Source organism: Lysobacter capsici (assembly GCF_014779555.2).
Lineage (GTDB): Bacteria > Pseudomonadota > Gammaproteobacteria > Xanthomonadales > Xanthomonadaceae > Lysobacter > Lysobacter capsici.
The window spans coordinates 930,143-955,422 of the sequence record NZ_CP094357.1; the positions used below are offsets into that span (position 1 = coordinate 930,143).

Sequence of the window (25,280 nt, forward strand, 5' to 3'; positions counted from 1 at the left end):
ACGGAGCGACAGCATGAGCGACCCCCACGATCCCCGGCCGTCCGATGACGTCGCGCCGTTGCCGACCGCGCCGGGCGAACCGGCGCGGCCCGACTGGCGCATACGCCTGGCCGCGCGGCTGCGTTCGCGCGGTGCCACGCCCAATGGCATTTCTTTGTTCGCCATCGGTCTGGCCGCATTGGCCGGGCTGTCGTTCTTCTTCGCCCTGCGCGATCCGCCGCTGGCCGGCGTGGTGCTGCTGTTGTTCGCGGCCGTTTGCCTGCAAGGGCGGATGCTGTGCAATCGGCTCGACGGCCTGCTCGCGCGTCGCGGCGGCATGGTCGGCAAGGCCGGCGAGGTCTATAGCGATGCGCCCGATCGGCTCGCCGACACGCTGATTTTTCTCGGCGTCGGCTACGGCCTGGCGCCGTGGCTGAGCTGGGCCAGCGACTTGGGCTGGGCCGCGTCGCTGCTGTCGGTCGGTACCGCTTACGTGCGCGTGCTCGGCTTGGCCTGCGGCTTGCGCGAACATGCGCAGGGCCCGATGTCGCGGCGCATGCGCATGATCGCGATGAGTCTGGCCGCGCTGCTGTCGGCGATCGGTCTGGCGTTGGGATGGACCCAGTGGGTCGAGGCCTTGCTCGCCGCCGCCCTGGCCGCGGTCGCGCTCGGCGCGGCCGTGACCATCGGCTTGCGCCTGCGTTCGATCGTGCGCGAATTGGAGGCCAGATGATTTCGAACTTGCTCGCCAGCAGCTTCAGCGGCGCGATCCGCGCGCTGACCGGCGCGCGCGCGCTGTGGCGCTGCTCGCCGTCGTCGGATCACCGCGTGTACTACGGCAACCACGTCAGTCACGGCGATTTCGTCATGATCTGGTCGGCCTTGCCGCCGGCATTGCGGCGTCAGGTGCGGCCGGTGGCCGGCGCCGATTACTGGCAGCGCGATGCCTTGCGTCGCTATCTGATCCGCGAAGTCTTCAACGGCGTGTTGATCGAACGCGACCCGGCCCAGCGCAAGCGCGACGCCATCGATACCTTGTGCGACGCGGTCGACGGCGGCAGTTCGCTGATCCTGTTCCCCGAGGGCACGCGCAACCAGGGCGACGAGCCGCTGCTGCCGTTCAAGAGCGGGCTGTATCACCTCGCGCATTGCCGTCCGGAGCTCGAATTCGTGCCGGTATGGATCGACAACCTCGCCCGGGTCATGCCCAAGGGCAAGGTCTTGCCGCTGCCGTTGCTGTGTACCGCGACCTTCGGCGAGACCTTGCGCCTGCATGCCGACGAAGACAAGCAGGCGTTTCTCGATCGCGCGCGCAACGCCTTGCTGGCCTTGTCCGAGCACGGCTCGGGCCATGCCGCGGGCAACGGTACGACGGGCGGCGCGAACCCCGGCCACGGAGCGGCGGAATGAACGATTTGATCGGTTTCGTGCGCGAATGGCCGCACTCGGTGCTGCTGTTCGCCGGCGTGGCCTGCGTGTTGGTGATCGCGACCGTCATCGCCGAATGGCTGCGCTGGAAGACCCGCGATGCGCCCAGCCAAGTCGTGGCCAATCTGGTCGCGCGCATTCGCGCCTGGTGGGTGATGGCGATCGTGGTCGGGCTCGCGTTCGCGATCGGCCGGGTCGGCATGATCGTGTTGTTCGCGATCGTCTCGCTGTTCGCGCTGCGCGAGTTCATAACGCTGACCCCGACCCGGCGCAGCGATTACTACGCCTTGCTCGCGGCGTTCTACCTGGCGCTGCCGTTGCAGTACTGGCTGGTCTATATCGACTGGTACGGGCTGTACACCTTGCTGATCCCTGTCTACGCGTTCCTGCTGTTGCCGATCCTGTCGACCATCGGCGGCGACACCACGCGTTATCTGGAACGCACGGCCAAGGTGCAGTGGGGGCTGATGATCTGCGTGTTCAGCATTTCCCATGTGCCGGCGCTGATCAATCTGCATATTCCTGGGTACGAAGGACGCAATCTGCTGCTGATCGCGTTCCTGGTGATCGTGGTGCAGTCCTCGGACGTGTTGCAGTACGTCTGGGGCAAGCTGTGCGGCAAGCGCTTGATCGCGCCGAAGCTGTCGCCGTCGAAAACCGTCGAAGGCTTCGTCGGCGGCGTCGCTTCGGCGACCGCGCTGGGCGCGGCGCTGTGGTGGATCACGCCGTTCACGCCGTTGCAGGCGGCCGCGCTGGCGCTGGTCATCAACCTGATGGGCTTCTACGGCGGCCTGGTGATGTCGGCGATCAAGCGCGATCGCGGAATCAAGGATTGGGGCCACATGATCGAAGGCCACGGCGGCGTGCTGGACCGTCTGGACTCGGTGTGTTTCGCCGCCCCCGTCTTCTTCCATTTGATTAGGTATTGGTGGGTCTAGCCGGACCGCTCTGCGCGCACTGCGCGCAGGTCCGGCTAGACGACCGGCCAAGGATGGCCGGGCCGGGCAATCCGAAGCCCGCGCATGTCTCGCCATGGATGGCAACGCGTTCTGGAAAGAAGCGCCGTACGCGCGCACCACGCACGCGAGCAGGTCCGCCTACACGACCGGCCAAGGATGGCCGGGCCGGGCAATCCGAAGCCCGCGCCAGTTGCGCCATGGATGGCAGCGCGAAGTCGAAAGAAACGCCGTACGCGCGCACTGCGCGCAGGTCCAGCTACACGCCCGACCAATCCGAAACCCGCGCACATCACGCCACGGACCGCAACGCGATAATCGCAAACCCGTCGTACGCTAGCTGCCCGCCCGAGCCAGAAACGCGGACCGTTCCTCCGGCGTTACACCCACCCAACAGCACCCCGCAGAGCCCCCAATGACCTCACCCCCACTACAAATGGACGACGCCGTCTACGAACGCCTGAGCCGGCTGTGCGAGGCGGGCAACGCGTTGGTCGCCGAGAAGCGCTTCGACGCCGCGGTGACCCGCTTCAACGACGCCTGGGAATGGGTGCCCGAACCGAAGAAAGATTGGGAAGCGTCGACCTGGATCCTCACCGCGATCGGCGATTGCTATTTCCGTCTGCGCGACCTCAAGTCCGCGCGTCCGGTGCTGGAATACGCGTTGCGCTGCCCGGGCGGGCCGGGCAATGCCTTCATCCATCTGCGTCTGGGACAGGTGCTGCTGGAAGCCGGCGAGCACGATGCGGCCGCCGACGAATTGATGCGTGCCTACAAGGGCGGCGGCGCGGACCTGTTCGCCGAAGACGATCCCAAGTATCTGGCGTTTCTGGCGACCCGCGCGCAGCTGTGACCGCCGACGGGCCGAGACGAGCGGCGCCGCTTATTCCGACTCGGACTCGCGCAGCTTCTTGCGCGGACTCGCGCGATGAATGCCGAGCATCGCCGTAGCTGTGGTTGCCGTCGCGATGCCGAAGCACTTCGGCGAATAACGGAATCAGCGATTCGCGCAGCGCGATCGAAAGCCGGCAAGCGAACCGCGCGATGCAGCCCGCACGCTCAACTCCAATCGAAGGTCAACAACGCCAGCTGTTCGACCGGTTCGTAGAACAGCACGATCAAGTCCGCGCCGGTATGCCGGTAGTGCCAACCCGGCACCGAGGCCACGTGTTCGAAACGACGGCCGCTCGGACTCAGCGGCCACACCGCGTCCTCGCCGTTGTCGCCCGCGCCGACGCCGTGCTCAAGCGGGAACTCCACCGTTTCTTCCCAGTTGTAGCCCGACTCGGCGACGCCACCGAACTGAGTAACCAGTTGCTGCGGCGTCGCGTCTCTGGACGGGCCGTTGCCGAACCGGTTGAGCCGTACCAGCCGACCGTGCTCGCGGTAGTAATCGCGCGATGCCTGGTAGGCGCGGTTTTCGATTTCGTAGTGCCGCTCCAGTTCGGCGCGTTCGGCGTGCAGCTCCGCGGGTGTCTGTTCGAGGCTGCGTTCGAGCAGGAAATAGCGCGGGTCGCCGAGCAGGCGATAACGTCCGTCTTCGACCGCGAAACCGATCCAGTTGCTGCGCAGCAGCGGTGCGTGGAATTCGTCTTCGGTGTACTGACCGACCAGGCCATCGCAGGGCTCCAGCGGGCTGAGCAGATGCAGCCAGCCCGACCATTGCGGCCGCACCGCGGCCAGGTCGATCGATACCAGCGGGTGCAGGTGCCGGGCCAGGTTTTCCTGGCCGGGCGCGAACACGTCCTCGGTCGCCGGAAACGGGCGCAGCACGCTACCGGGCTGGGTGAGATCGCGCATCGGCAGGCATTCCACGGGACGAAGTCGTGGCGATGATCGCATGCGACCGATGACCTGAGCCGTGGTGCGCCGCCGCCAGCGAAACAAGGCGGGTTCGGCAAAGCGAACGGCGCGTCGCGGCGTGTGCCTGGGTGGAAACGATGTGGACTTCGGCGCAGGCAGCGAAGTCGGACGGGCGCTTATTCCAGCCCGTACTCACGCAGCTTCTTGCGCAGGGTCGCGCGATGGATGCCCAGCATCGCCGCGGCGCGGCTCTGATTGCCGTCGCAATGCTGCAGCACTTCGGCGAACAGCGGGATTTCCAGTTCGCGCAGCGCGATTTCGTACAGGTTTTCGGTGCCGCTGCCGTTGAGGTCGCCCAGGTAACGACGGATCGAAGTCGCGACATGATCGCGCAGCGGCACCCGGGGTCCGGTGCGGGCGGCTTCGTTGCGGTCGTTGAGTGCGTTCAAGTGCTTCCCCGTAGCAGGTTTCCGTCGGCCGGGATGTGCCAATTGCGCACTGCGCGCAGTGACGACGGGATCGGGAGTCTAGCGCGCCGGGGTCGCGGCAGACAACGCGACGGCGTTAATTTCAACGGAAATCGAAGGTGAACGCGACCACGTGCGGGGCCGGTTCGAGCACGTCGAACTGCACCGCGGCGCTTTGCCCCGGCGCGATCCGTTCCTCCGCCCGATACCCCTTGCGGTAGTCCTCAGGAGAGAACGCGCGCTGGCCGACCCGGCGGCCATCGACGTCCTCCAGGCTCAGCACCAGCGTCGGCCACGGCTGCGCCCAGCGCGCGTCGTTGCGGAAGCTAGCATTGACGCGCAATACCCCGGCGCGGTCTGCGACCGGCAGCACGTTGCGGTTGAGCATGGTCAGCGCGGTCGGTTCGTGCCACGGCGGAATCTCGCAGGCGAGCACGCCGCACAGTTGCGCGAGCAGCGGCCGCCAGCGCGCGTCGGCGGCGAGTTCGTCGCGCTGCGCGAGCAGCAATTGCAGGACCAGCGCGATCGTCAACACGCCGATCAGTAGCGGGCCGCTCCAATGCAGCCGCGCCGGCGCCGCGGCCGCGCGCGCGTGCTGACGGGCGAAGCTCGGCGCGCGTCGGGCCGAGGTCACCGCGGTTTCGGATTTGCCGGCGCGCTTGGCCGGTCGCTTGCGCGCGATCGGCACCGCGGCGTTGAGCGGGGTCAGCGCGGCGTCGGCCGGTGGCGACGCGGCAGCCGGCGTTGCCGGTTGCGTGGACGCAATATCGTCCGCGGCGATGTCGCTGCCCGGCGCGGCGTCGGTGCTCGCATCGGTAACGGAATCGGTAATGGAATCGGCGGTTTGATTACCGACCTCGACCGCGGCCGGAGCATCGATCGCGCGCGTCGATGCCGAAGGCGCAGCGGGACTCTCGACAGGACTCTTGTGCGGCTTCTTGCGCAACACGCTGGCGATGTCGTCGATGTCGGTAGCGGCGACAGTCGTTGCGGCCGCGATCGATTTGCTCTCCGCCGCGACGGCGTGCGTTTCTTCGTTCGACGTCTGCGCCGCATTCGCCGTGTCGTCGCCGCCGTTCGCCGCGCCCTGCGATTGCAGCGCGCCGGCGCAGCGCGGACAGGTCCGGGTCGGACCGTCCTGAGCCACGACCAGCGCAACCAGATAACCGCAGTGAGGGCAGGCGACGAACATTGGCCTTATTCCATCATGCCGTCGCGCTCAGCGCCGACGCATGCCTGTGACGCGCATCCAGTCTTCGAGACGGTCGGCGCGCAATTGTTCGAAGTCGGCGGCGTAACGCGCGAGCACCTCGTCTTCCTGGCCGGCGAGGATGCCCGACAAGGCGATGCGGCCGCCCGGCGCGACCCGCGCGGCCAGGGTGTCGGCCAGCGCGATCAAGGCCGAGGCGAGGATGTTGGCGACCACCACCGGGTACTGCGCGAGCGGTTCGTCTTGCGGCAGATGCACCTCGATGCGCTCGGCCACGCCGTTGCGCTGCGCGTTGTCGTCGGTGGCGAGCAAGGCCTGCGGGTCGTTGTCGACGCCGACCGCATGCGCGGCGCCGAGCTTGAGCGCGGCCAGGGCGAGGATGCCCGAGCCGCAGCCGAAATCGAGCACGCGCCGGCCGTCGAGTTCGCCTTCGTCGGCGAGGCCGTCGAGCCAGCCCAGGCACAGCGCGGTGGTCGGATGGGTGCCCGAACCGAACGCCAGGCCCGGGTCCAGCCGCACCACCGCGGCGTCGGCCGCGTCGGCGCCGTCGGGCAGGTCGTGATTCCACGGCACGATCCAGGTGCGGCGGCCGAACTGCAGCGGCACGTACTGGTCCATCCACGCGCGTTCCCAGTCCTGGTCCTCGACCTGACGGAAACGCACCTGGGTCCATTCCAGGCCCGGGTCGAACGACTCCAGCGCGGCCAGCAGCACCAGCGCGTCGGCGTCGTGCGGGAACAGCGCGCTGAGCACCATCGACTGCCACAGCGGGATTTCGCCGACGCCCGGTTCGAGGATGGCGTGCTCGTTGCTGGTGTCGGCATCGGCGTCGAGCATGGTCACCGCGAGCGCGCCGACGTCGTCCAGCGCGGCTTCGTAGCGCGGTTGTTCGGCTTCGCTGCAGCGCAGGGTCAGTTCAAGAAAGGGCATCGAGCGGGCGGCGGATGAAAGCGGCGGCCATTATTGACCCGTTTCGCGGCGATCAGATAGCGTGCGCGCACATTCAAGGAGCAATGCGCCATGGAATCCACGCCGATTCGCCGTTCGTTCGCCGCCGCCGGGCGTGTTGTGCCGTCGCCGCGGCCGCTGGCCTGGGCCGTGGCGGCGCTGATCGCGCTGGGCGGGTCGGCCTGCAATCGCGAAGGCGCGGCGACTCCGGCGGCGCCCGCCCCGGCCGCACCCGCGACGCCAACGCCCGCGACGACGCCCGCCGCCACGCCGCCGGCCGCCAAGGCGCTGACGGTCAAGGGCGAGGTCGGCAGCCTGCGCCTGCGCCTGATCGACGCGCTGCCGCCGCTGCCCAAGGCCACGGCCGACAGTGGCGAAGCATCGGGCGATTGCGCGCAGGCGCCGGTCTCGGCCGAGGCGCGCGCCGCCGATGCCGCCGGCTGGACCGTATTCGGCGAGCGCGACTGGGCCGGTTACCGCGCGGTCGGCGTGGCCCGGGTCGGCACCCATCTGGCCGGCATGGGTTGCGTGTTCCCGGACGGACAGGTGCTGCTGTTCCGCGACGGCCGGCCGGTCGCGCAGGTGGTCGACAGCCATGCGGGCAAGGAGGATTCCGATGCCGGCCTGCAGTCGCTGGAGGACGGCGTGCCCGCTCCTTCGGCCGAACCGAGCCAGTTGGCCCGACGCGACGGCGCCGATGCCGAACTGCGGCTCGGCGACTGGAACGGCAGCCAGCTCGCGCGCCTCGTGGTCGGCGCGGACGGCGGCCTGGAGCTGGCTGCGCTGCCGGCGATCGACAGCTACTGCGGTCAGCGCGCGAAATTGCCGCGGCTCGAGGCGATGGCGCTGCCGGCCGCGCGCGAGCGCCTGCTCGCCCAGGGCTGGCAGGGCCGCCAGTCCGATCCCGACGCCGACGAAGGCGAGGACGGCATGCGCGACGCTCTGCGCAAGCTCGGCTTTCCCGAGGTCGAAGGCTGCTCGGGCACCGGCATGGGCTACTGCAATTACCACTATCGCAACGCCGCCGGCGACGCGCTGCAGCTGACCAGCGCGGGCGAGTACGTGCCGCCCGGCGTCGACCAGGCCGAGGCCAACTGGCCCCGGGTGGCCGGTTACAGCGTGCGCTGCGCCGCGCCGAAGGCCGACTGAGCCCTGTTCAGGTGGTCGGGCATCGGTCCCGGCCCGTGCCTGGGCGGGTCGAGTGCCGGGCATCGCGAATGGTGATTGAAGTCACGGTTCGAGTGGCCGTGGGCATCTACGCGGCGCTTGACTTATCATCGACGCCTTAACGATGCGCCGCCGGCGCCGGACAGGTCCTCGCGACCGGTCCGACGGGGCGGGCATCGCGTCCGCGACGCGGACGATCGGCATCGCGCCGGTCGCTCGCGCCATGGCTACGCCAACCCGGGTCGCGAGTCACGCACTTGATGTCCGATACCTACACGTCCGGCTACAAGCAAGATCCGCGCGGGCCGCGTGCGGTCTGGCGCGTGGGCGGGCGTTCGCTGGTCGCGATCCTCGGCCTGACCTTGCTGGCCGGCGCGTTCGTCTATGCCAGCCGGCGCGGTCCCGACGAGGGCGCCGGCGTCGAGTCCACGGCCGACGCGCGCGTCCACGCCGCGCCGACGCCTTCGTCGGCGCGCGCCCGCGATGTCGGCCGCGACGATTCGATTCCGGTCGCCGGCCCGCGGCGCGCGCCGCAGGGCATCGCGCAATCGCCGTTGCGTCAGCAGTTCGAGCAGGCGCGCGATCTGTACTCGTTCGCGCAATCGCTGCGTTCGCGCGCCGATGCCGGCGAGCCCGAGGCGATCTGGCTGCTGACCCGGGTCTACGACTACTGCGCGAATTACGCCAACGCGCCGGTCGATTACGGCAACGACACCCGCGCGATCGAGGCGATGAAATTGCGCACCTCGGCGGCGATGGTCGCCGCGCGCAGCCGGGTGAGTTCGCGCTGCGCGCGCTTCGTACCCGAGGACGAGCTGAGTTTCTCGATGATCCTGGTCAAGCGCGTGGAGGCGGCCAAGAGCGGCAGCCTGCCCGCCGAAGCCTCGCTGCTCGCGGCCGGCAAGCCGTTGGAGAAGACCGAGGAATACCGCAACGACCTGGTCGAACGGGTCGTGCGGTCGAAAGACCCGGAAGCGTATTCGGCGCTGTCGCCGGGCATGGGCATCGCGTCCAGCGGTCGCAGCGCGGGGTTCACCCGCGCGGCCGGTACCCAGTTCGCCGAACTGGCGTGGCAATTGGCCGCGTGCAGGCTCGGCCAGGATTGCAGCGCGAAGGGGTCGTTGATGACCTCCTATTGCGCCAACGGCGGCATTTGTTCGCAGGACCCCGAGCAGGATTTCGCCGGGTTCGTATACGACGCGGCGATCCCGCGTCAGGGGGCACAAGTGGTTGAAGAAATGGTCGATTCGCTGACTGGCGAAAAGAGGATGGTGCAATGAAACGCGAGCACTTCATGAAAACGGCCAAGATCGGCTTCTGGGCGCTGTTGTTGAGCGCTTACTCGGTCGGCGCGGCCGGGGTGATGATCGACGTGTTCGGCGAGGAGTATCGCGACCTGTCGCAGGTGGCGGTGACCTCGGTGGACTCCAAGGCCGAACAGCGCTCGTTGAGCGCGGCGCAGATCGCGGCGGTCTATCGAGCGCGCAGCGGCGCGCCGTTCTCGACCTTGCCGCCGGGCAGCACCTTCAAGGTGATGTGGCCGGACGGTTCGAGCGAGTACGTGATGGTCGTCAGCGCCTCGTCCACCGGCGGCATCCAGCCGATTCCGGGCACCCAGGTGCCGGCGCCGGGCAAGGCCAAGGGCAAGACGGCCACGACCGCGCACCGCAACGTGCCCGGCGCGGCCGAGCTGACCGAAGCCGACGTGCTGGAGATGGCGGCGTGGGTCGAGCCCACCTTGCGTTGAGGCGGGGCGCGCGGCTGTCGTGCGTGCGCCGGTGGGCGCTGCGCGGCGGCGGTGCGCGCGCGGGTCGCGTGTAGCGCGGGCGTCGCGTGGAAGGTCGCTGCGCGGCCGAGTGGTTGAATCAGTCAAAACCCGCGTCGACGACGTGGGTTTTTTTGTGGCCGGCGATGCCTGCGGTTCATTGCGAGGCGCCGGTGCATGCGGCGCGGTTGCCAGGTGTGTTGGTCGTCCGCGGGGGTTCCCGGAGCATGCTTTGGCATCGGACGTTCGCCGGGGGTTGAGGTTTCGCGGTCGCGGCTTGCGCCGCTCCTGCATGAAGCGGTATTCGTGCGTTGTTGAAACGACGAAGGCCTGCGTGGTCGACGCGGGCCTTCGTGTTGTTGCGGCGGAACTCAGACGATCGAGATCGTCGGCACAAGGTCTCAGACGATCGAGATCGTCTTCTCCTTCTGCTCCTTGAGCCGCTTTTCCAGGTAGTGGATGTTCATGCCGCCCTGCTGGAAGCCGGCATCGGACAGGATGCGCTGCTGCAGCGGGATGTTGGTCTTGATGCCGTCGACGACCATTTCGCTCAAGGCCACGCGCATGCGCGCGATCGCGGTGTCGCGGTCGGGGCCGTGCACGATCAGCTTGCCGATCATCGAGTCGTAGTTCGGCGGCACGCGATAGCCTTCGTAGATATGGCTGTCGACGCGCACGCCGGGACCGCCCGGGGCGTGGAAGTGCTGGATCAGGCCCGGGCAGGGCATGAAGGTTTCCGGGTCTTCGGCGTTGATGCGGCACTCGATCGCGTGGCCGTCGAGCACGATGTCGCTTTGCTTGATCGACAGCTTGCGGCCGGCGGCGATCATCAGCTGCTCGCGCACCAGATCGATGCCGGTGACCAACTCGGTGACCGGATGTTCGACCTGGATGCGGGTGTTCATTTCGATGAAGTAGAAGCGGCCGTTCTCGTACAGGAACTCGAACGTGCCCGCGCCGCGATAGCCGATGCGGATGCAGGCCTCGACGCAGACCTTGCCGATTTCCGCGCGCTGTTCGACGGTGATGCCCGGCGCCGGCGCTTCCTCGACGACTTTCTGGTGGCGGCGCTGCATCGAGCAGTCGCGTTCGCCCAGATGGATCGCGTTGCCCTGGCCGTCGGCGAGCACCTGGATCTCCACGTGGCGCGGGTTTTCCAGGAATTTCTCCATGTACACCATGTCGTTGCCGAACGCGGCCTTGGCTTCGGACTTGGTGGTCTGGATCGCGGCGTTGAGATGCGCTTCGGTGTGCACCACGCGCATGCCGCGACCGCCGCCGCCGCCGGCGGCCTTGACGATGATCGGGTAGCCGATCTCGCGCGCGATCTTGATGTTGGCGGCGTTGTCGTCGCCGAGCGGACCGCCGCTGCCGGGTACGCAGGGCACGCCGGCTTCCTTCATCGCGCGGATCGCCTCGACCTTGTCGCCCATCAGGCGGATGGTCTCGGCGCGCGGACCGATGAAGATGAAGCCCGATTGCTCCACGCGCTCGGCGAAGTCGGCGTTCTCGCTGAGAAAGCCGTAGCCCGGATGGATCGCCTGGGCGTCGGTGACTTCAGCCGCGGCGATGATCGAGGCCATGTTGAGGTAGCTGTCGGACGACGGCGCCGGCCCGATGCAGACCGATTCGTCGGCCATGGCCACGTGCTTGAGGTTGCGGTCGACGGTGGAATGCACCGCGACCGTGCGGATGCCGAGCGCGTGGCACGCGCGCAGGATGCGCAGCGCGATTTCGCCGCGGTTGGCGATTACGACTTTATCAAGCATGAGGTGGCCGGTCGGGAATGGGGAATTGGGAATCGGGAGTCGGAAGAGCGGGGTTGCGGGCTCTGGATGATTCGTCGCGCTTCTCGAGTACGTTCATCAGGCCCGTCAGCTTCGCGAACACTCGATCGATGAGGTCGTTGAGCGGCGAAGACGGTTCGGTGAATCCCAGGCGCACGGCGATTTGTTGCTGGGTGTCCAGCTCGGCCAGCGAGCCGCGCGCGATCGAGAGAAAGCGCAGGTACTCCCGGGTCGAGCGCCGCGCGGCGCCCTCGGCGATGTTCGACGGCACGCTCGCGGCGGCTTTGCGCATCTGGGCGGTCAGTCCGAATCGTTCGGCTTCGGGAAACGAGACAGAGAACCGATAAATCGCCACGACGAGATCCATGGCATCGCGCCAGACCTCCAAGCCCTCGTGGGGCCGCTTTGACGATTCCCGATTCCCCATTCCCGATTCCCGTCGTGATCGGCAATCAGCCGATCACGAACAGCGGCTGATCGAATTCGATCGGCTGGCCGCTCTCGGCCATGATCTTGAGCACGGTGCCGGACACGTCGGCTTCGATCGGGTTGAACATCTTCATCGCCTCGATCACCGCCAGGGTGTCGCCGGCCTTGACCGACTGGCCGACCGCGACGAACGGCGGCTTGTCCGGCGCGGGCGAGGAGTAGAAGGTGCCGACCATCGGCGCGCGCACGACGTGGCCGTCGGGCAGGTCGCTGGCGGGCTTGGCGCTGCCGCCGGTGGCCGCTTCGGTCGGCGAGCTCATCGGCATGGCCTGAGCCGTCGGACGCTGTTCCGGCGCCGGCGCGTACATCGGCTGCGGCTGGGGCATCGCATAGCCGCCCTTGGGCGTGCGGGCCAGGCGGACGGATTCTTCGCCTTCCTTGATCTCGATCTCGGCGAGGTTGGATTCCTCGAGCAGATCGATCAGTTTCTTGATTTTGCGCAGGTCCATGGAGCGGGCCTCTGATGTGGAGCTTGGTTTGCAGGTCGCGCGGACGCGGCCCGGACGGATACGGGTAGGGCGGTGGCCGCTCGCTAGCGTGCCAGGCGCTTGATTGCGGCTTCGAGTGCGTAGCGGTAACTGTCGGCGCCGAAGCCGCAGACCACGCCGAGGGCCAGATCGCTGAAATAGCTGTGGCGGCGGAAGTCTTCGCGGGTGTGCGGGTTGGACAGGTGGATCTCGATAAAAGGGATCGCCACCGCCGCCAGGGCGTCGCGGATCGCCACGCTGGTGTGGGTGAAGGCGGCCGGGTTGATCAGGATCAGCGCGGTGCCGTCGCCGCGGGCGGCCTGGATGCGGTCGACCAGGACGTGCTCGGCGTTGGACTGCAGGCTCTCCAGGGCGTGGCCGGCCGCCTGCGCGCGCTCGCCCAGATCGGCGTCGATCTGCGCCAGGGTGGTGCGGCCGTAGACCTCCGGCTCGCGGGTGCCGAGCAGGTTGAGGTTGGGGCCGTGCAGGACCAGGAGCTTGGCCATCGGGACCGCGCGGTTGCCTTCAAAGGGCGGCAGTTTGCGCGATGGCCGCTCAGCTGTCCAGAAGTTGGCCGCCAAATCGGCGAAGTTGTCGCGATTTAAGCGGTTGTTTGAGTGGCGGCTCTAGAAATGCGGCCGCGGGACGGTCTTGTCGCGTTTTTAAGCGCAGCTCGGCGCCTGTAGCCGGACGATAGCAACTTCGCGTTGCATCGTTCAGGGCTGGCGGTGACCGGGTCTGCGTTCGCAGGATGAACCAGGCCCGACAGTCCTGCGAACTCTTGGCTACGCGGCCGGCGACCTGGCGTGGCCTTGGAGTGGTCGATCCTCGCCTGTCGGAGCCGCTGGGGAAAGCCGGTGCCGTCACGCATCCGCTGCGCGTCGGACCACGGGTCCGATGGATCGTCGGGGTTGTGATGAAGGGCTGCGCGGTTGGCTGAACGCGGTCGCGGCTTGGAACTGTGCGCTGGTGCGCAGGTGGCGGCGGCATGACGCGATCCGCCGCAGCGGGCACCTCGTCGCGCCGCGGTCAATCCACCCAGCCGTCGAGTTCACCAGCCTCGAACGGCCCGATCCGTTGCTTGAGCAGCTTGCCGTCGGCGCCGATCAGCACGGTGTAGGGCAGCACGCCCTTGGGGTTGCCGAGCTGGATGCCGGCGTCGCGCGGGCCGGGTCGGTCGAGCAGGATCGGGTAGCCGACCGGCACGCGCTGCAGGAACGCGGCGACGTCTTCGGCATTGTCCAGGGCGATGCCGACCACCTGGGTGCCGGTGGCGCCCTGCGACTGCGCGTAACGGTTGAGTTCGGGCATTTCCTTGATGCACGGGCCGCACCAGCTGGCCCACAGATTGATCAGGATCGGCCGGCCGGCGAAGGCCTGCGGCAACTGCATCGGCTTGCCGTCCAGGCCCGGCAGTTGCAGCGGCGGCATCGCCGCGCCGCGGCTGGCGACGACCAGATCGGCCGGCGGCTTGGGCGCTTCACGCGCCATCTGGTCCTGCAGCACGCGCTGGCCCAGTTCGGTGCGCATCAGCCAGCCGCCGCCGCCGACCAATTGCCCGGCGAGCACGCCCAGGGTGCCGGCGGCTACCGCGATCAACACGATTTTGAGCGTAGACGACCAGGCCATCGGTGCTGTCCTTAGCGGTGGGCGGCGCGCGCGCGATCGATGCGCGCGGCGAACGCGGGGGCTTTCTCGAAACCGAACAGACGCAGCTCGCGGCGTTCGGCGCCGTTGCTGTAATAGAGCGTCGCCGGCGGGCCGATGATGCCCAGCCGCTTCATCAGCGCCTGATCGAGTTCGTCGTTGGCGGTGACGTCGGCCTTGAGCAGGACGAAGCCGTCGAGCGCGCGCTGCACCTGCGGTTCGGGGAAGGTGTACTTCTCCATTTCCTTGCAGGCCACGCACCAGTCGGCATAGAAGTCGAGCATCAACGGCTTGCCGGCGGCCTGGGCCGCGGCGAGTTCGCGGTCGAGGTCGGCGCTGGACTTGATCGTGCGGAACGGCAGCTCGGCCGGATGCGCCGCGGCGCCGCCGCGCAGACCGGCGAGCGGGCGCAGCGGGTCGCTGCCGCCGGCCAGGGCGCCGAACAACTGCGCCGCGCCGAGCACGCCGAACAGCAAGGCGCACAGCCAGCCGATCGCGCGCGCGCCGTCGCCGCGCGCGGCGCGCAGCGACAGCGCGATCAGCACCGCCGCGCCGAGCGCCAGCGCGCCCCACAGGGCGAGGGTGACCGGGCCGGGCAGGATGCGCGACAGCATCCAGATCGCCATGCCGATGAAGATCAGGCCGAACACGCGCTGCACCGCGACCATCCACGGCCCGCTGGTCGGCAGGCCCTTGCCGGCGGCGACGCCGAACACCAGCAGCGGCACGCCCATGCCCAGGGCGAGGGTGAACAGCACCAGCCCGCCGAACAGCGGGTCGCCGGTCTGGCTGATGTAGAGCACCGCGCCGGCCAACGGCGGCGCCACGCAGGGGCCGACGATCAGCGAGGACAACGCGCCCATCGCCGCCACCCCGAGCCACGAGCCGCTGCGCTGGCGGTTGCTGACTTCGCTGAGCCAGTTGCGCAGGCCCGACGGCAGCTGCAGTTCGTACAGGCCGAAGCTCGACAGCGCCAGGGCGACGAACACCAACGCGAACACGCTGATCACCCACGGGGTCTGGAACAGGATCTGCACGTTCGAACCGGCGCCGAGCAGGCCGACGATGACCCCGGCGACGGTGAACACCGCGGCGTTGGCGAGCACGTAGATCAGCGACAAGGTGAAGGCGCGGCGCGCGCTCAGGCCCGGGCCCTGGCCGACGATCAGGCCCGACAGGATCGGGATCATCGGCAGCACGCAGGGGGTGAAGGCGAGCAGCAGGCCCAGGCCGAAGAAGGTCAGCAGGGCGAGGTAGCGGTTCGGGCCGGCCAGCGAGGCGGCGAGCAGGCTGTCTTCGGCTTGCGGCGCGGCGGTGTCGGCCGCTTGGTCGGCGGCATTCGGCGAGCCGGCGACGCTTGCGCCGGCCTGGGTGGTGCCTGGGTCGGCGCTGGCGGCGCCGGTGGCGGGATTGGTGGAGTCGGTGGACGCAGCCGGGGTGCCCGCGGCGGTATCGGCGTTGCCGGCAGCGGCCGTTGCGGCGGCGGCCGCGCTCGCAGCGCTCGCAGTCGTAGCCGCGGCGGTGTCGGCCTTGCTCGCATCAATTGCGGCGGTCACCGTGCCGCGCGCCAGATCGATCGTCACCTTGCGGGTCATCGGCGGATAGCAGATGCCGTCGGTCTGGCAGCCCTGAAAACCGGCGGTCAGGGTGATTTTGGCGGCGTCGGCGGTCTTGCGGATCAGCGGCAGCGGCACGTCGATCTGGTCGAAGAACACCGTGACCTGGCCGAAGTGTTCGTCGCGATGCGCGGTGCCGCGCGGCCATTGCGGCTTGCCGGCGGCGATGGCCGCGTGGTCGGTCTTGAGCGAGGTCTTGTCGCGATACAGGTAATAGCCGCGCGCCGGGGTGAAGCGCAGCAGCAGGCTGTCGCCGTCGCGGGCGATGGCTTCGAAACCGAAGGCCTGTTCCGGCGGCAGCGGCAGCGCGTCGGTGGCGCCGGCGCTGGCGGCGCTGGGCGCGCTCAGCGGCGAACCGCCGCCGAGCAGCGGATTGCTGGCGCCGCCGCGCGGTCCGAACTGGACCAACGGCGCGGATGCCGGCGCCGGGTCCATGGCCGGTCCGCTCGCGGCCGCGACGGCGGCGGCGGGCAGGGCGACGTTGAGCGTGCGGGTCTGCGGCGGGTAGCAGATGCCGGCGTCGGCGCAGCCTTGGTACTTGACGGTCAGCTTGACGCTCGCGCCCTGCGCGCTGCCCGGCAGGCTGGCGCTCAGGCGGTCGCGGTAGGTCTCCACGTCGCCGAAGAATTCGTCCTTGTGCGCCTCGCCCTTGGGCAGTTGCAGCGGCCGCGCGGCGTAGCCGGCGTCGGTCTTGACCGAGATGCGGTGCTTGTAGAGGTAGTAGCCCTTGGCGATCTTCCAATCGATCGCGATGCGCTCGGCGCTCGGCGCGCTGGCGCTGACCGCGAACGCATCGTCGACCGGCAGCAGGTCCTTTTCGTCGACCGCCAGCGCGGGCGCGGCGAATACGGCGGCCAGGCCGGCGGTCGCCAGGGCGAGGGCGAAGGCATGGCCGGCGCGTCGGCGCCGGCCTGGAAGCAGGTCGTCAGTCATCGTTCTCGGGTCTGTTCGGCGATCCAGTGCAGATACGGATCGAGGCCGTCGCGGACTTCGACCACCAAGGCTTCCGGCAGTTCATACGGATGCAGCGCTTGAATGCGTGCGAGCACCGCGCCGACCCGGTCGGGCTGGGTCTTGATCATCAGCTGGACTTCGGTGGCGTGCTCGACCCGGCCCTGCCAGCGGTAGGTCGAACGCACCCCGGGCCAGCGGCTGACGCAGGCGGCCAGGCCGTCCTCGACCAGCGCCAGCGCGATCGCGTCGGCCGTGGCTTCGTCGGGGCAGGTGCTGAAGATCAGCCGGGGCAGGGGCGCGGGGTCGGTCGGGGGCATCGCCGCAAGTGTAATGCGCGCTCATGGCCCGCGACCCGGCCGGGTCGGGCCGGAACGTGCCGAATTGGGGGATGCAGCGTTGCGGCGGTCGCGGAACGTGGCGTGTGTCGCCGAACCGGAAGGGATCGCAGCGTGGCGGCGGGGCGGCCTCGGCTCCGACGCTCGGCGGTCCGACGCGGCGATCCGGGCCGAAGGCGTCGGGGCTGAGGCTTCCCCACAACGGCAGCCCGCGTCGTCGCGACCAGCGCCAGAAGGCCGATCAGCTCAGCCGGTCGATGCGCGCGCCGACGATCGCGCCTGCTCGCGCAAGAAATCGACGAACACCCGCAGCGGCTCCGGCAGCTGGCGCCGGCTCGGGTAATACAGATAGAACCCGCGCAAGGCCGGGGTCCACTCCGGCACCAGCTGCAGCAGGCGGCCGGCGGCGAGGTGCTCGCGCAAGCGGAAGTCGAGCAAATACGCGATGCCGCCCCCGTCGAGCGCCGCGCGCATCGCGACCTCCGGCTCGGTCACGATCAACGGCCCGTCGACCGCCGCTTCGAGCTTGTCCGCGCCGCGTTCGAATTCCCAGTGATACAGGCTGCCGTCGGTGGGCCGACGGAGGTTGATGCAGCGGTGCTCGCGCAGCGCGCGCGGGTCGGCCGGGCGGCCGTGGTGTGATGTTCGGGGGCGAAGATGCCGGTGCGTGGGTAGGTCGATGTTGGCGCGGCATGCGGTGCGGCAAGCGGGCGCTGTGGGGTTGGTTGGATGATGTCAGCTAGATGGCATGGGCCGGAGGTGTGAGGCAGGCATCGTGAGACCGACGGTGTCAGACCGTGGACTGAGGTCACGGTGAAGCCCTGGATCCCCGCCTTCGCGGGGATGACGAGCAAGAGCGAGACGCGCGGTTTATCAGCCCACGCGAGTCATCGACCTGCCGGATAGTCGCGAATCTTTCCTGCCGTCATCCCCGCGAAGGCGGGGATCCAGAGACTTCAGCGTCATATCTGGATGAAGCCGCGCATCGACGGCGCCGCGCGGGAATAACGAGAAAAGCGGCCCAAGCCGTCGCCCCTCCCACCTCGCGCGTTCCCACCCGAAGCGTTCCGCCTTTGCAAAAGGAGGCAGGGGATTCGCTTTTTTGCTTTTTGCTTTCGCATAGACAACAACGCACCCGACGCATTCTCTGCACGCCGACCCAGGTATAAGGTGGCGCATCGAGGAGACCTTATGCGCGTTTCGATTCTGGGTGGTGCGGTGGTCGCGGGCTGCTTGTGGGCCGCGTGCGGGCCGGTGTTCGCGGCGTCGGCGGCGGGCGCTTCCGATGCGTCGCTGCGGTTAGCCAGCGAAATTTCCCACGGCCGCTTCCAGCGCACGCCGGTGCGCCTGCCGCAAGGCGAGGTGAAGCGCTTCGTGCTGTGGTTCGCCGACGGCGTCGATGCCGCGCAGCGCAAGGCGCGCGTGGATGCGCTGGTCGCCGACGGCGCGATGGTCGCCACGGTCGATGTCGCGGCATTGGAAACGCTGCTGCGCAAGGACGGCGGCGCCTGCAATTTCTCCTCCGGCGATGTCGAGAATTTCTCGCGCTACGTGCAGGCCTACTACCGCCTGCCGACTTATCACTTGCCGCTGCTGCTCGGCGACGGCGAAGGCGCCGCGCTGACGTACGCGATCGCCGCGCAGGGCGATTCGACCCTGTTCGCCGGCGCGGTGTCGAACCGGTTCTGCCCGACCCTCGAACTGCCGCGTCAGCTGTGCGCGTCGGCTTCGCTCAAGCTCAACATCGACGGCAAGCTCGCGCGCCTGCAACCGGCGCCGTTGAAAGTGCCGTGGCTGGTCGCCGCGCCGCAGGCCGACGAACGACGCTGCGAGGCATCGGCGGCGCAGGACTTCGTCAAGGCGATTCCACAGGCGCGCAGCTTCGCCCGCGATGCGAACGGCGACGCCACGCCCGGCCTGCGCGCGGCCTTGAACGTGCTCGGCGCGCAACGGCATGCGAGCCTGCCGCCGCCGCCGTCGGACCTGCAGGGCCTGCCGATCACCGAAGTCGCCGCGATGCCCGGCGGCAACGCCGACACCTTCGCGATCTTCGTTTCCGGCGACGGCGGCTGGGCCGATTTCGACAAGAGCGTCGCCGCGCGTCTGGCCAAGGCCGGCGTGCCGGTGGCCGGGGTCGATTCGCTGCGTTATTTCTGGACGCCGCGCACGCCGCAGAGTTTCGCCGGCGACCTCGACCGCATGGTGCGTTACTACCGCGCCCACTGGCATCGCGACAACGTGGTGCTGATCGGTTTCTCGCAGGGCGCCGACGTGTTGCCGGGCGCGTACAACCGCTTGCCGCCGGCCACCCGCGGCACGGTGCGGCTGACCGCGCTGATTTCGGCCGGGCAGAAGGCCGAGTACGAATTCCATCTGTCGAACTGGATCGGCGGCAGCGGCCGCGGCCTGCCGATCGCGCCGGAAGTGCTGCGCATGCCGCCGGCGCGCACGCTGTGCCTGTACGGCAGCGACGACGGCGATGCGCTATGCCCGCACTTGCCGGCGAAAGCCGCCGGCATCGACAAGATGCCCGGCGACCATCACGTCGGCGGCGATTACGACGGGGTCGCGGCGCGGGTGTTGTCGGCGGCGGGAATCGCCTCGCGTCCCTGAGTCGCCGCGACCGGCATCGGCGGCGCCGACACCGGGAACCTGGCGACGTGGCGTTCGCTTTCTTCGTTGCGGTGCGGGTCGAGCGAGATCAGCCGGGTCACGTCGATCAACGCGCTCGGCAAATGCATGCCGCCGGGCGCGGCGAGATAACGGGTGCGCCAGACCGGGTCGTACTTGGCCTTGAACCGGCGCAGGCCGACGAAACCGTAGAAGCGTTCGCCGTGACGCGCGATCAGATTGGCGAAGCGGTTCCAGCGGCCGGCCAGGCGATGCTGCGACAGCCCCGACAGCGGCGCCATGCCCAGCGAGAACCGTTCGAAGCCGTTGGCGCGGCCCCACAGCATCAACTCGGCGAACAGGAAATCCATCGTGCCCTTGGGCGCGTCGCCGCGATGACGCATCAGATCGACCGACAACTCGCGGCCGTTGGTCGCGTTCCACAGGTTCGCGAACGCGACGATGCGGCCTTCGTGTTCGATCAACGCCACTGGCAGGCGGCGCAGATACTCGGGGTCGAAATTGCCCAGCGAAAAACTCTTCTCCTCGCCGGCCTTGTGTTCGAGCCAGTCGTCGGAGATCGCTTCCAGTTCGGGCAGCAATGCGTCGATGTCTTCGCTCGGCGCGATGCGGAAGCTCAGACCCGAGCGCTTGCCGCGGTTCCAGGCCTGACGCAGGTCGGCGCGGGTCGGGCCTTGCAGGCTGAAATCGGTCAGCGGCACCAGCGCTTCCTCGCCGAGCTTGACCAGGGTCAGGCCCATGTCGAGGTAGGTCTGCCAGTACTGCTCGCCGACCTGATAGAACACCGGGCGCATGCCGAGGCGATCGGCTTCCTCGCGGAACCGCCAGATCAGCGCGCGCGCGACTTCGGGCGGGCCGACCGGATCGCCCATCGCGATCAGCGAACCGCCGTAGCGCTGCATCATCGTGAAGCCGCGGTTTTCGCTGTCCAGCAGCAGGGCCTTGTCGCCGGTCAGGGCCAGATGCGCCTGACTGTCGTCGGCGCCGGCGAGGATCGGTCGGATCGCCGCCAGCTGCGCTTCGTCGGCCGCCGGCAGCGGCGCGCGCGCGGCGTGCAGCAGGCGCGCCAGGCCGAACGCGATCACGGTGACGCTGACCAGCAGCATCGCCCGCAACGCGCGCGGCGCGTTGCCCGAGACCAGGAATTCCCACCACAGCTCGTTGCGGTATTCGACGTGGCTGTAGGCGAAGAACATCAGCCAGATCGCCGCGATCAACACCAGGCCGAGGTTGCGCAGCCAGCGCCACGACCAGGCTTCGTCGAGCAGCGCGCCTTCGCGGTAGAACTCGCGCCGCGCCGCCCACAACGCGACCGCGACCAGCGGCGGCATCAGCGACAACACCCAATGCCCGCCGCGCAGCCAGGCCGGCAGCGGCAGCAGCAGGCATACGCCCAGCGCCAGCGCCCAGGCCGCGTGGCTGCGTCGCTGCAGGCCCTGGCCGATCAGCAGCAGGCCGACACCGCCGAGGCTGGCGAGCAGTTGCGAGGTTTCGATCAACGGCAGCGGCGCGCCGACCAGGCGATGCTTCGGCTTGGGCAAGGTGCCGTCGAGAATCAGCGCGGCGCCGAGCACGAACGCGGCCAGCGCGATCACATGCGGCAACCACGGGCGGATCGCCAGCCACGCGGTGCGCAGCGCGCCCGCGCGCCGCGCCACCGGCCCGCGCACCGCGCCGAACAGGCCCAGCACCGTCGCCAGCACCAGCGGCAGCGCGTAGTAGGTGATGCGATAAGCGACCGCGGCCGCGAGCAGACTGGCCGGCGCGACCCCCGGCAGCAGCTTGAGCAGGCTCCATTCGAACACGCCGATGCCGGCCGGCACGCTCGACACCAAGCCCGCCAGCACCGCCACCAGATACAGACCGACGAAGCCGATGAAACCGGTGCCCGATTCCGGCGGAATGGACGGCGCCAGCAACACGTACAGGGCGCCGCCGGCCAAGGCCAGTTCGACCACGCTCAACGCGGTCACGCTGAGCACGGTGCGGCGATCGGGCAGCCACAGCGCATGCCCGCGCAGGCGCAGGGTGCGGCCGTCGCGGCCGACCGCGAACAGCAGGCCGAGGAAGCCGATCGCGATCGCCGCGCCGATCGCGCGGATCGCGCTTGCGCTCAGCGGCAGCAACAACGTCGCCGGCGCGGGTTCGAACATCAGGGCGCAGGCCAGCAACACCCAGGCGCCGAACACGAAGCCCAGCGTGCTCATCAACACGACCTGGCCGATGTCGGCCAGCGACAACCCGGCCGCGCCGTAGCCGCGCAGGCGCACCGCGCCGCCGGTCAGCGCGGCGAAGCCCAGGGTGTGGCCGACCGCGTTGGCGAGGAAGGCGGTGACGATCAGCCGCAGCGGCTTGACCTTGCTCGCGTTGCGGCGCAGGCCGATGGCGTCGAATCCAACCAGGCAGGCATAGCTGGCGAGGGCCAGCACAAACGCCAGGGCGATACGAACAGAATCGATCTGCGCGAAGGCGTGCTTGATCGACCGATACCCCTGCTCGCTGAACTCTCCCGCGAGCGCATGCAGCGCCAGCGCGAGGATCGCCAGGCTGGCGAGCATCGACAAGGCGCGGCGCCACGACGGCGACGGGCGCTCGGCGGCGGACGATGGGGTGGACGTCGGGGTGGTCATGCGGCGCTGCGTGTGGGGGACGGGGAAGCTTTCAGCAAGCGATGCGAAAGCGGAATGAGGGTGGGCGGCGGCATTTTAGGCGACGGGCTTGGGTGAGGGGCGTGGGTGGCAAGAGCAAGAGCAAATCCCCCCTGGCCCCCCTTTTTCAAAGGGGGGAAGTCCTCGGGTTGGTGGAGCGCAAGTTTGCGGGCGCGACGGCTTGGGTGGGGCGGCGTGCTTTTCGACGCGAGAGTGCGAGGTGGGCCTGCGGAACGAGGTGACTGCAGACTGCGCAGTCAGAAGTGTCCCGCGTTCAAAAGCCGCGTTCAAAAGCGTCGCTCAAAAGCCTCGGCTGGTCTCCCATCGTCACCAACCCGATCCGTCTAAACCAATCGAACCCCATGCCCACTTTGGATAGGGGGACAAGCGCCCGGCGCAACCTTGAAGCATGTACATCGCCCAGCGCGGGGGATCGCTTTGCTCTCAATCCCCCGCCACCCCACCCACCCCGGCCCCGATCACCCGATCCCACACCGCCGGCTGCCCGATCGTCTCCTCGACGAAATCGATGAACGCCTCGACCTTGCGCGGCCGGTACTCGCGTCCGGGGTACACCGCGTAGATCCCGATCGGCACCAGGCTCCAGTCCGGCAGCACTTCCACCAGCTGCCCCGAGGCCAGTTCCTGCGCCACCGCGAAGGTCGCGCTCTGCACGATGCCGCCGCCGGCCACCGCCGCTTCGACCAGCGGCACGCCGTAGTTCGCCTTCAAGCGGCCGCGCACCGGCACCCGCAGCGGCTCGCGCTCGCGCTGGAACTCCCAGGTCGGGGTATCGCGGAACAAGGTGTAGTGCAGGCAGTCGTGCTCGATCAGCTCGGCCGGCGTGGACGGCGCGCCGCGGCGGGCGAGGTAGTCGGGCGAGGCGACCAGGATGCGCCGGGTCTGGGCGATGCGCCGCGCCACCAGCCGCGAATCGGTCAGCGCGCCGATCCGGATCGCCGCATCGAAGCCGTCGCCGATCAAGTCGACGAAGCGATCGTCGAACTGCAGGTCCAGGTCGATGCCGGGATGGCGTTCGAGAAACGCCGACACCCGCGGCATCACATACAGGCGGCCGAAATTCATCGGCAGCGACACCCGCAGTTCGCCGCGCGGCTGCAGCGACAGGTCGTGGACGCGTTCGCCCGCGGCCAGGATCTGCGCCAGCGCCGGCGCGACCTCGGCGTAGTAGTGGCGGCCGGGTTCGGTCAGGCTCAAGCGCCGGGTCGAGCGGTTCAGCAGCTTGGCCCCGAGCCTTGCCTCCAGGGTGTTCAGCCGGCGCGTGATCGCCCCCGGCGTGACCTGCAGCTGCCGCGCCGCGGCGGTGAAACTGCCGTGCTGGAGGATGGCCTCGAAGGCTTCGAGTTCGGAATACAGTCCACCGATCATTATTGAGCCATCCTCAATGATGAGTTGCCGGTCCGATCCTATATCAATGAATGGCGCAACAATAGTCTGGGCTCCCCGAACCAGCCGGTCCGCGCGACGGACCTCAGGAACCCCGATGGACGCCTTCCAATTGCAGGGCCACGACCTGGACAGCCTGCGCCGTGTCGAATTGCCCGAGCCCCGCCCCGGTCCCGGCGAAGTACGCATCCGCGTCGCCGCGGCCTCGGTCAACTACCGCGACTACGCCCTGGCCACCGGCCGCTACCAGCCCGAATTGCCGCGGCCGTTCGTGCCGCTGTCCGATGGCGTCGGCCGCATCGACGCGCTCGGCGAGGGCGTGGAGGGCTATGCGCTCGGCGAACGGGTGATCGGGCACTACACGACCAAGTGGATCGACGGCCCGTTCCAGTCGGCCAACCACGCGAGCAAGCTCGGCGGCCCGCTCGACGGTTGGCTGGCGCGGCAGATCGTATTGCCGGCCAGCGCGATCGCGCGCGCGCCCGAGTTTCTCGACGATGCCGCCGCCTCGACCTTGCCGGTGTCCGGCCTGACCGCCTGGGCCGCGTTGCAGCGCATGGCCCTGCCGGCCGGCGCGAGCGTGCTGGTGCAGGGCACCGGCAGCGTTTCCTTGATGGCGCTGCAACTGGCGGTCGCGCGCGGCCTGGACGTGATCGCGACCACCGGCGATGCGGGCAAGGCCGACTGGCTGCGCTCGATGGGCGCGCGCGCGGTGATCGATTACAAACAGCGCCCCGACCTGTCGGCCGCGGTGCGCGAACTGACCGGCGGCCGCGGCGTGGACGGCATCGTCGACGTGGTCGGCGGCCCGCAGTTCCTCGACCTGCTTGGTGCGGCGGCCGACAACGCGCATATCGCGGTGATCGGGTTCCTGCACAGCATGCAGGTCGACGGCAATCTGATCGGCCCGATCATGGCGCGCCAACTCAACATCCACGGCGTCAGCGTCGGCAGCCTGCGCGATCTGCAGGCGTTCCTGGCCGAGGTGGATGTGCGGCGCATCGTGCCGATCGTGGGGGCGCGGTTTTCGTTCGAGCAGGGCGCGCGGGCGATTGCGTCGATTGCGCAGCAGCGGCAGGTGGGCAAGCCGGTGGTGATTTTTGATTGACCGTGCAGTGATGCGATGCGCAGGGACGCAGTGATGTGAGTCGTGGACGTTGGGCAAAGGGCGAAAATGCGAGCCGGCAGGATGCTTCGCACTTTCAAGACGTCATCCCCGCGAAGGCGGGGATCCAGAGACTTCACAGTCATGCTTCGGTGAAGCCCTGGATCCCCGCCTTCGCGGGGATGACGGTAGGGCAGTGACGCGGATGTTGGTTGGTCTCGCGCCGGTCGATGGTCTTTCGCTCAAAGTCGCTGGATTCCCGCGTTCGCGGGAATGACGGTAGGAGGAGGCGTGGCTGTGTGGGCTGTGTTGGTCGATGGTCTTTCGCTCAAGTCGCCGGACTCCCGCGTTCGCGGGAATGACGCGCAAAAGCGGGGCATGCAATTCGCCGGCCGAAGAAATAGTCATGAACCCTTCCGGTCGTTGCGAAGCCTTCCTACCGTCATTCCCGCGAACGCGGGAATCCAGCGG

The 25,280-nt window shown here is 68.8% G+C and carries 22 protein-coding genes and 1 pseudogene; 9 read left to right on the forward strand and 14 right to left on the reverse strand.

What is annotated here, in order from left to right; all coding sequences use genetic code 11:
- Window positions 1-13 precede the first annotated feature (13 nt).
- From IEQ11_RS03820 to IEQ11_RS03835, 4 genes are all read left to right on the forward strand, one after another.
- Window positions 14-712, forward strand: a complete 699-nt coding sequence (locus tag IEQ11_RS03820) for a CDP-alcohol phosphatidyltransferase family protein (protein ID WP_191821739.1) — start codon at window positions 14-16, stop codon at window positions 710-712.
- A complete protein-coding gene (locus IEQ11_RS03825) occupies window positions 709-1,389 on the forward strand; it encodes a lysophospholipid acyltransferase family protein (protein ID WP_191821738.1) in 681 nt (226 codons plus the stop codon). The genes IEQ11_RS03820 and IEQ11_RS03825 overlap by 4 nt, the downstream gene beginning before the upstream one ends.
- Window positions 1,386-2,345, forward strand: a complete 960-nt coding sequence (locus tag IEQ11_RS03830; protein WP_046660082.1) for a phosphatidate cytidylyltransferase — start codon at window positions 1,386-1,388, stop codon at window positions 2,343-2,345. Before IEQ11_RS03825 ends, IEQ11_RS03830 begins: the two co-directional genes overlap by 4 nt.
- Window positions 2,346-2,778: 433 nt before the next feature.
- Complete coding sequence (locus IEQ11_RS03835) at window positions 2,779-3,216, forward strand: tetratricopeptide repeat protein (protein WP_191821737.1); 438 nt, start codon at window positions 2,779-2,781, stop codon at window positions 3,214-3,216.
- Between the two features lie 206 nt (window positions 3,217-3,422).
- Here IEQ11_RS03835 and IEQ11_RS03840 read toward each other — a convergent pair whose 3' ends face one another.
- The 4 genes from IEQ11_RS03840 to prmA form a co-directional block, all read right to left on the reverse strand.
- Complete coding sequence (locus tag IEQ11_RS03840; protein WP_191821736.1) at window positions 3,423-4,163, reverse strand: hypothetical protein; 741 nt, start codon at window positions 4,161-4,163, stop codon at window positions 3,423-3,425.
- A 179-nt stretch (window positions 4,164-4,342) separates the two neighbouring features.
- Window positions 4,343-4,615 carry a DNA-binding transcriptional regulator Fis gene (fis, locus tag IEQ11_RS03845; protein WP_036111375.1) on the reverse strand — a complete coding sequence of 91 codons (273 nt, stop codon included), beginning with the start codon at window positions 4,613-4,615 and terminating at the stop codon, window positions 4,343-4,345.
- A 121-nt stretch (window positions 4,616-4,736) separates the two neighbouring features.
- Entirely contained in the window at window positions 4,737-5,825 is a 1,089-nt protein-coding gene (locus tag IEQ11_RS03850; RefSeq protein WP_191821735.1) for a DUF3426 domain-containing protein, read from the reverse strand.
- A 27-nt stretch (window positions 5,826-5,852) separates the two neighbouring features.
- On the reverse strand, window positions 5,853-6,773 hold the full coding sequence (prmA, locus tag IEQ11_RS03855) for a 50S ribosomal protein L11 methyltransferase (RefSeq protein ID WP_191821734.1): 921 nt from the start codon (window positions 6,771-6,773) through the stop codon (window positions 5,853-5,855).
- 90 nt (window positions 6,774-6,863) lie between these two features.
- Between prmA and IEQ11_RS03860 the strand changes: the two genes are divergently transcribed.
- From IEQ11_RS03860 to IEQ11_RS03870, 3 genes are all read left to right on the forward strand, one after another.
- On the forward strand, window positions 6,864-7,940 hold the full coding sequence (locus tag IEQ11_RS03860) for a hypothetical protein (protein WP_191821733.1): 1,077 nt from the start codon (window positions 6,864-6,866) through the stop codon (window positions 7,938-7,940).
- Window positions 7,941-8,218: 278 nt separating this feature from the next.
- Complete coding sequence (locus tag IEQ11_RS03865) at window positions 8,219-9,238, forward strand: hypothetical protein (protein ID WP_228464589.1); 1,020 nt, start codon at window positions 8,219-8,221, stop codon at window positions 9,236-9,238.
- Window positions 9,235-9,705, forward strand: a complete 471-nt coding sequence (locus tag IEQ11_RS03870) for a hypothetical protein (protein WP_310980286.1) — start codon at window positions 9,235-9,237, stop codon at window positions 9,703-9,705. Before IEQ11_RS03865 ends, IEQ11_RS03870 begins: the two co-directional genes overlap by 4 nt.
- 419 nt (window positions 9,706-10,124) lie before the next feature.
- Here the strand turns inward: IEQ11_RS03870 and accC are convergent, their stop codons facing one another.
- From accC to IEQ11_RS03910, 8 genes are all read right to left on the reverse strand, one after another.
- Entirely contained in the window at window positions 10,125-11,492 is a 1,368-nt protein-coding gene (gene accC / locus IEQ11_RS03875; protein ID WP_036111370.1) for an acetyl-CoA carboxylase biotin carboxylase subunit, read from the reverse strand.
- Complete coding sequence (locus tag IEQ11_RS03880; protein WP_191821732.1) at window positions 11,485-11,937, reverse strand: four helix bundle protein; 453 nt, start codon at window positions 11,935-11,937, stop codon at window positions 11,485-11,487. The genes accC and IEQ11_RS03880 overlap by 8 nt, the downstream gene beginning before the upstream one ends.
- A gap of 25 nt (window positions 11,938-11,962) precedes the next feature.
- Complete coding sequence (gene accB, locus IEQ11_RS03885; protein WP_191821731.1) at window positions 11,963-12,448, reverse strand: acetyl-CoA carboxylase biotin carboxyl carrier protein; 486 nt, start codon at window positions 12,446-12,448, stop codon at window positions 11,963-11,965.
- Between the two features lie 83 nt (window positions 12,449-12,531).
- Window positions 12,532-12,972 carry a type II 3-dehydroquinate dehydratase gene (aroQ, locus tag IEQ11_RS03890; RefSeq protein ID WP_036111361.1) on the reverse strand — a complete coding sequence of 147 codons (441 nt, stop codon included), beginning with the start codon at window positions 12,970-12,972 and terminating at the stop codon, window positions 12,532-12,534.
- 523 nt (window positions 12,973-13,495) lie between these two features.
- The gene (locus IEQ11_RS03895) at window positions 13,496-14,095 is read right to left on the reverse strand and encodes a TlpA family protein disulfide reductase (RefSeq protein WP_191821730.1); all 600 of its coding nucleotides are present in this window, start codon (window positions 14,093-14,095) and stop codon (window positions 13,496-13,498) included.
- Between the two features lie 11 nt (window positions 14,096-14,106).
- Window positions 14,107-16,662, reverse strand: a complete 2,556-nt coding sequence (locus IEQ11_RS03900) for a protein-disulfide reductase DsbD (protein WP_191821729.1) — start codon at window positions 16,660-16,662, stop codon at window positions 14,107-14,109.
- A complete protein-coding gene (gene cutA / locus IEQ11_RS03905) occupies window positions 16,659-17,000 on the reverse strand; it encodes a divalent-cation tolerance protein CutA (protein ID WP_191821728.1) in 342 nt (113 codons plus the stop codon). Before cutA ends, IEQ11_RS03900 begins: the two co-directional genes overlap by 4 nt.
- Window positions 17,001-17,264: 264 nt before the next feature.
- Window positions 17,265-17,699 (reverse strand): LysR substrate-binding domain-containing protein, encoded by a 435-nt coding sequence (locus IEQ11_RS03910; protein WP_191821751.1) that lies wholly within the window; start codon window positions 17,697-17,699, stop codon window positions 17,265-17,267.
- 510 nt (window positions 17,700-18,209) lie between these two features.
- Between IEQ11_RS03910 and IEQ11_RS03915 the strand changes: the two genes are divergently transcribed.
- Complete coding sequence (locus IEQ11_RS03915; protein ID WP_191821727.1) at window positions 18,210-19,631, forward strand: virulence factor family protein; 1,422 nt, start codon at window positions 18,210-18,212, stop codon at window positions 19,629-19,631.
- A 62-nt stretch (window positions 19,632-19,693) separates the two neighbouring features.
- Here IEQ11_RS03915 and mprF read toward each other — a convergent pair.
- Both mprF and IEQ11_RS03925 read right to left on the reverse strand, forming a co-directional pair.
- Window positions 19,694-22,279 (reverse strand): annotated as a pseudogene (gene mprF, locus IEQ11_RS03920) (bifunctional lysylphosphatidylglycerol flippase/synthetase MprF); the annotation flags it as partial.
- A gap of 462 nt (window positions 22,280-22,741) precedes the next feature.
- Window positions 22,742-23,686 carry a LysR family transcriptional regulator gene (locus IEQ11_RS03925; protein ID WP_191821725.1) on the reverse strand — a complete coding sequence of 315 codons (945 nt, stop codon included), beginning with the start codon at window positions 23,684-23,686 and terminating at the stop codon, window positions 22,742-22,744.
- A gap of 115 nt (window positions 23,687-23,801) precedes the next feature.
- Between IEQ11_RS03925 and IEQ11_RS03930 the strand changes: the two genes are divergently transcribed.
- Window positions 23,802-24,812, forward strand: a complete 1,011-nt coding sequence (locus tag IEQ11_RS03930) for a zinc-dependent alcohol dehydrogenase family protein (RefSeq protein WP_191821724.1) — start codon at window positions 23,802-23,804, stop codon at window positions 24,810-24,812.
- Window positions 24,813-25,280 lie beyond the last annotated feature (468 nt).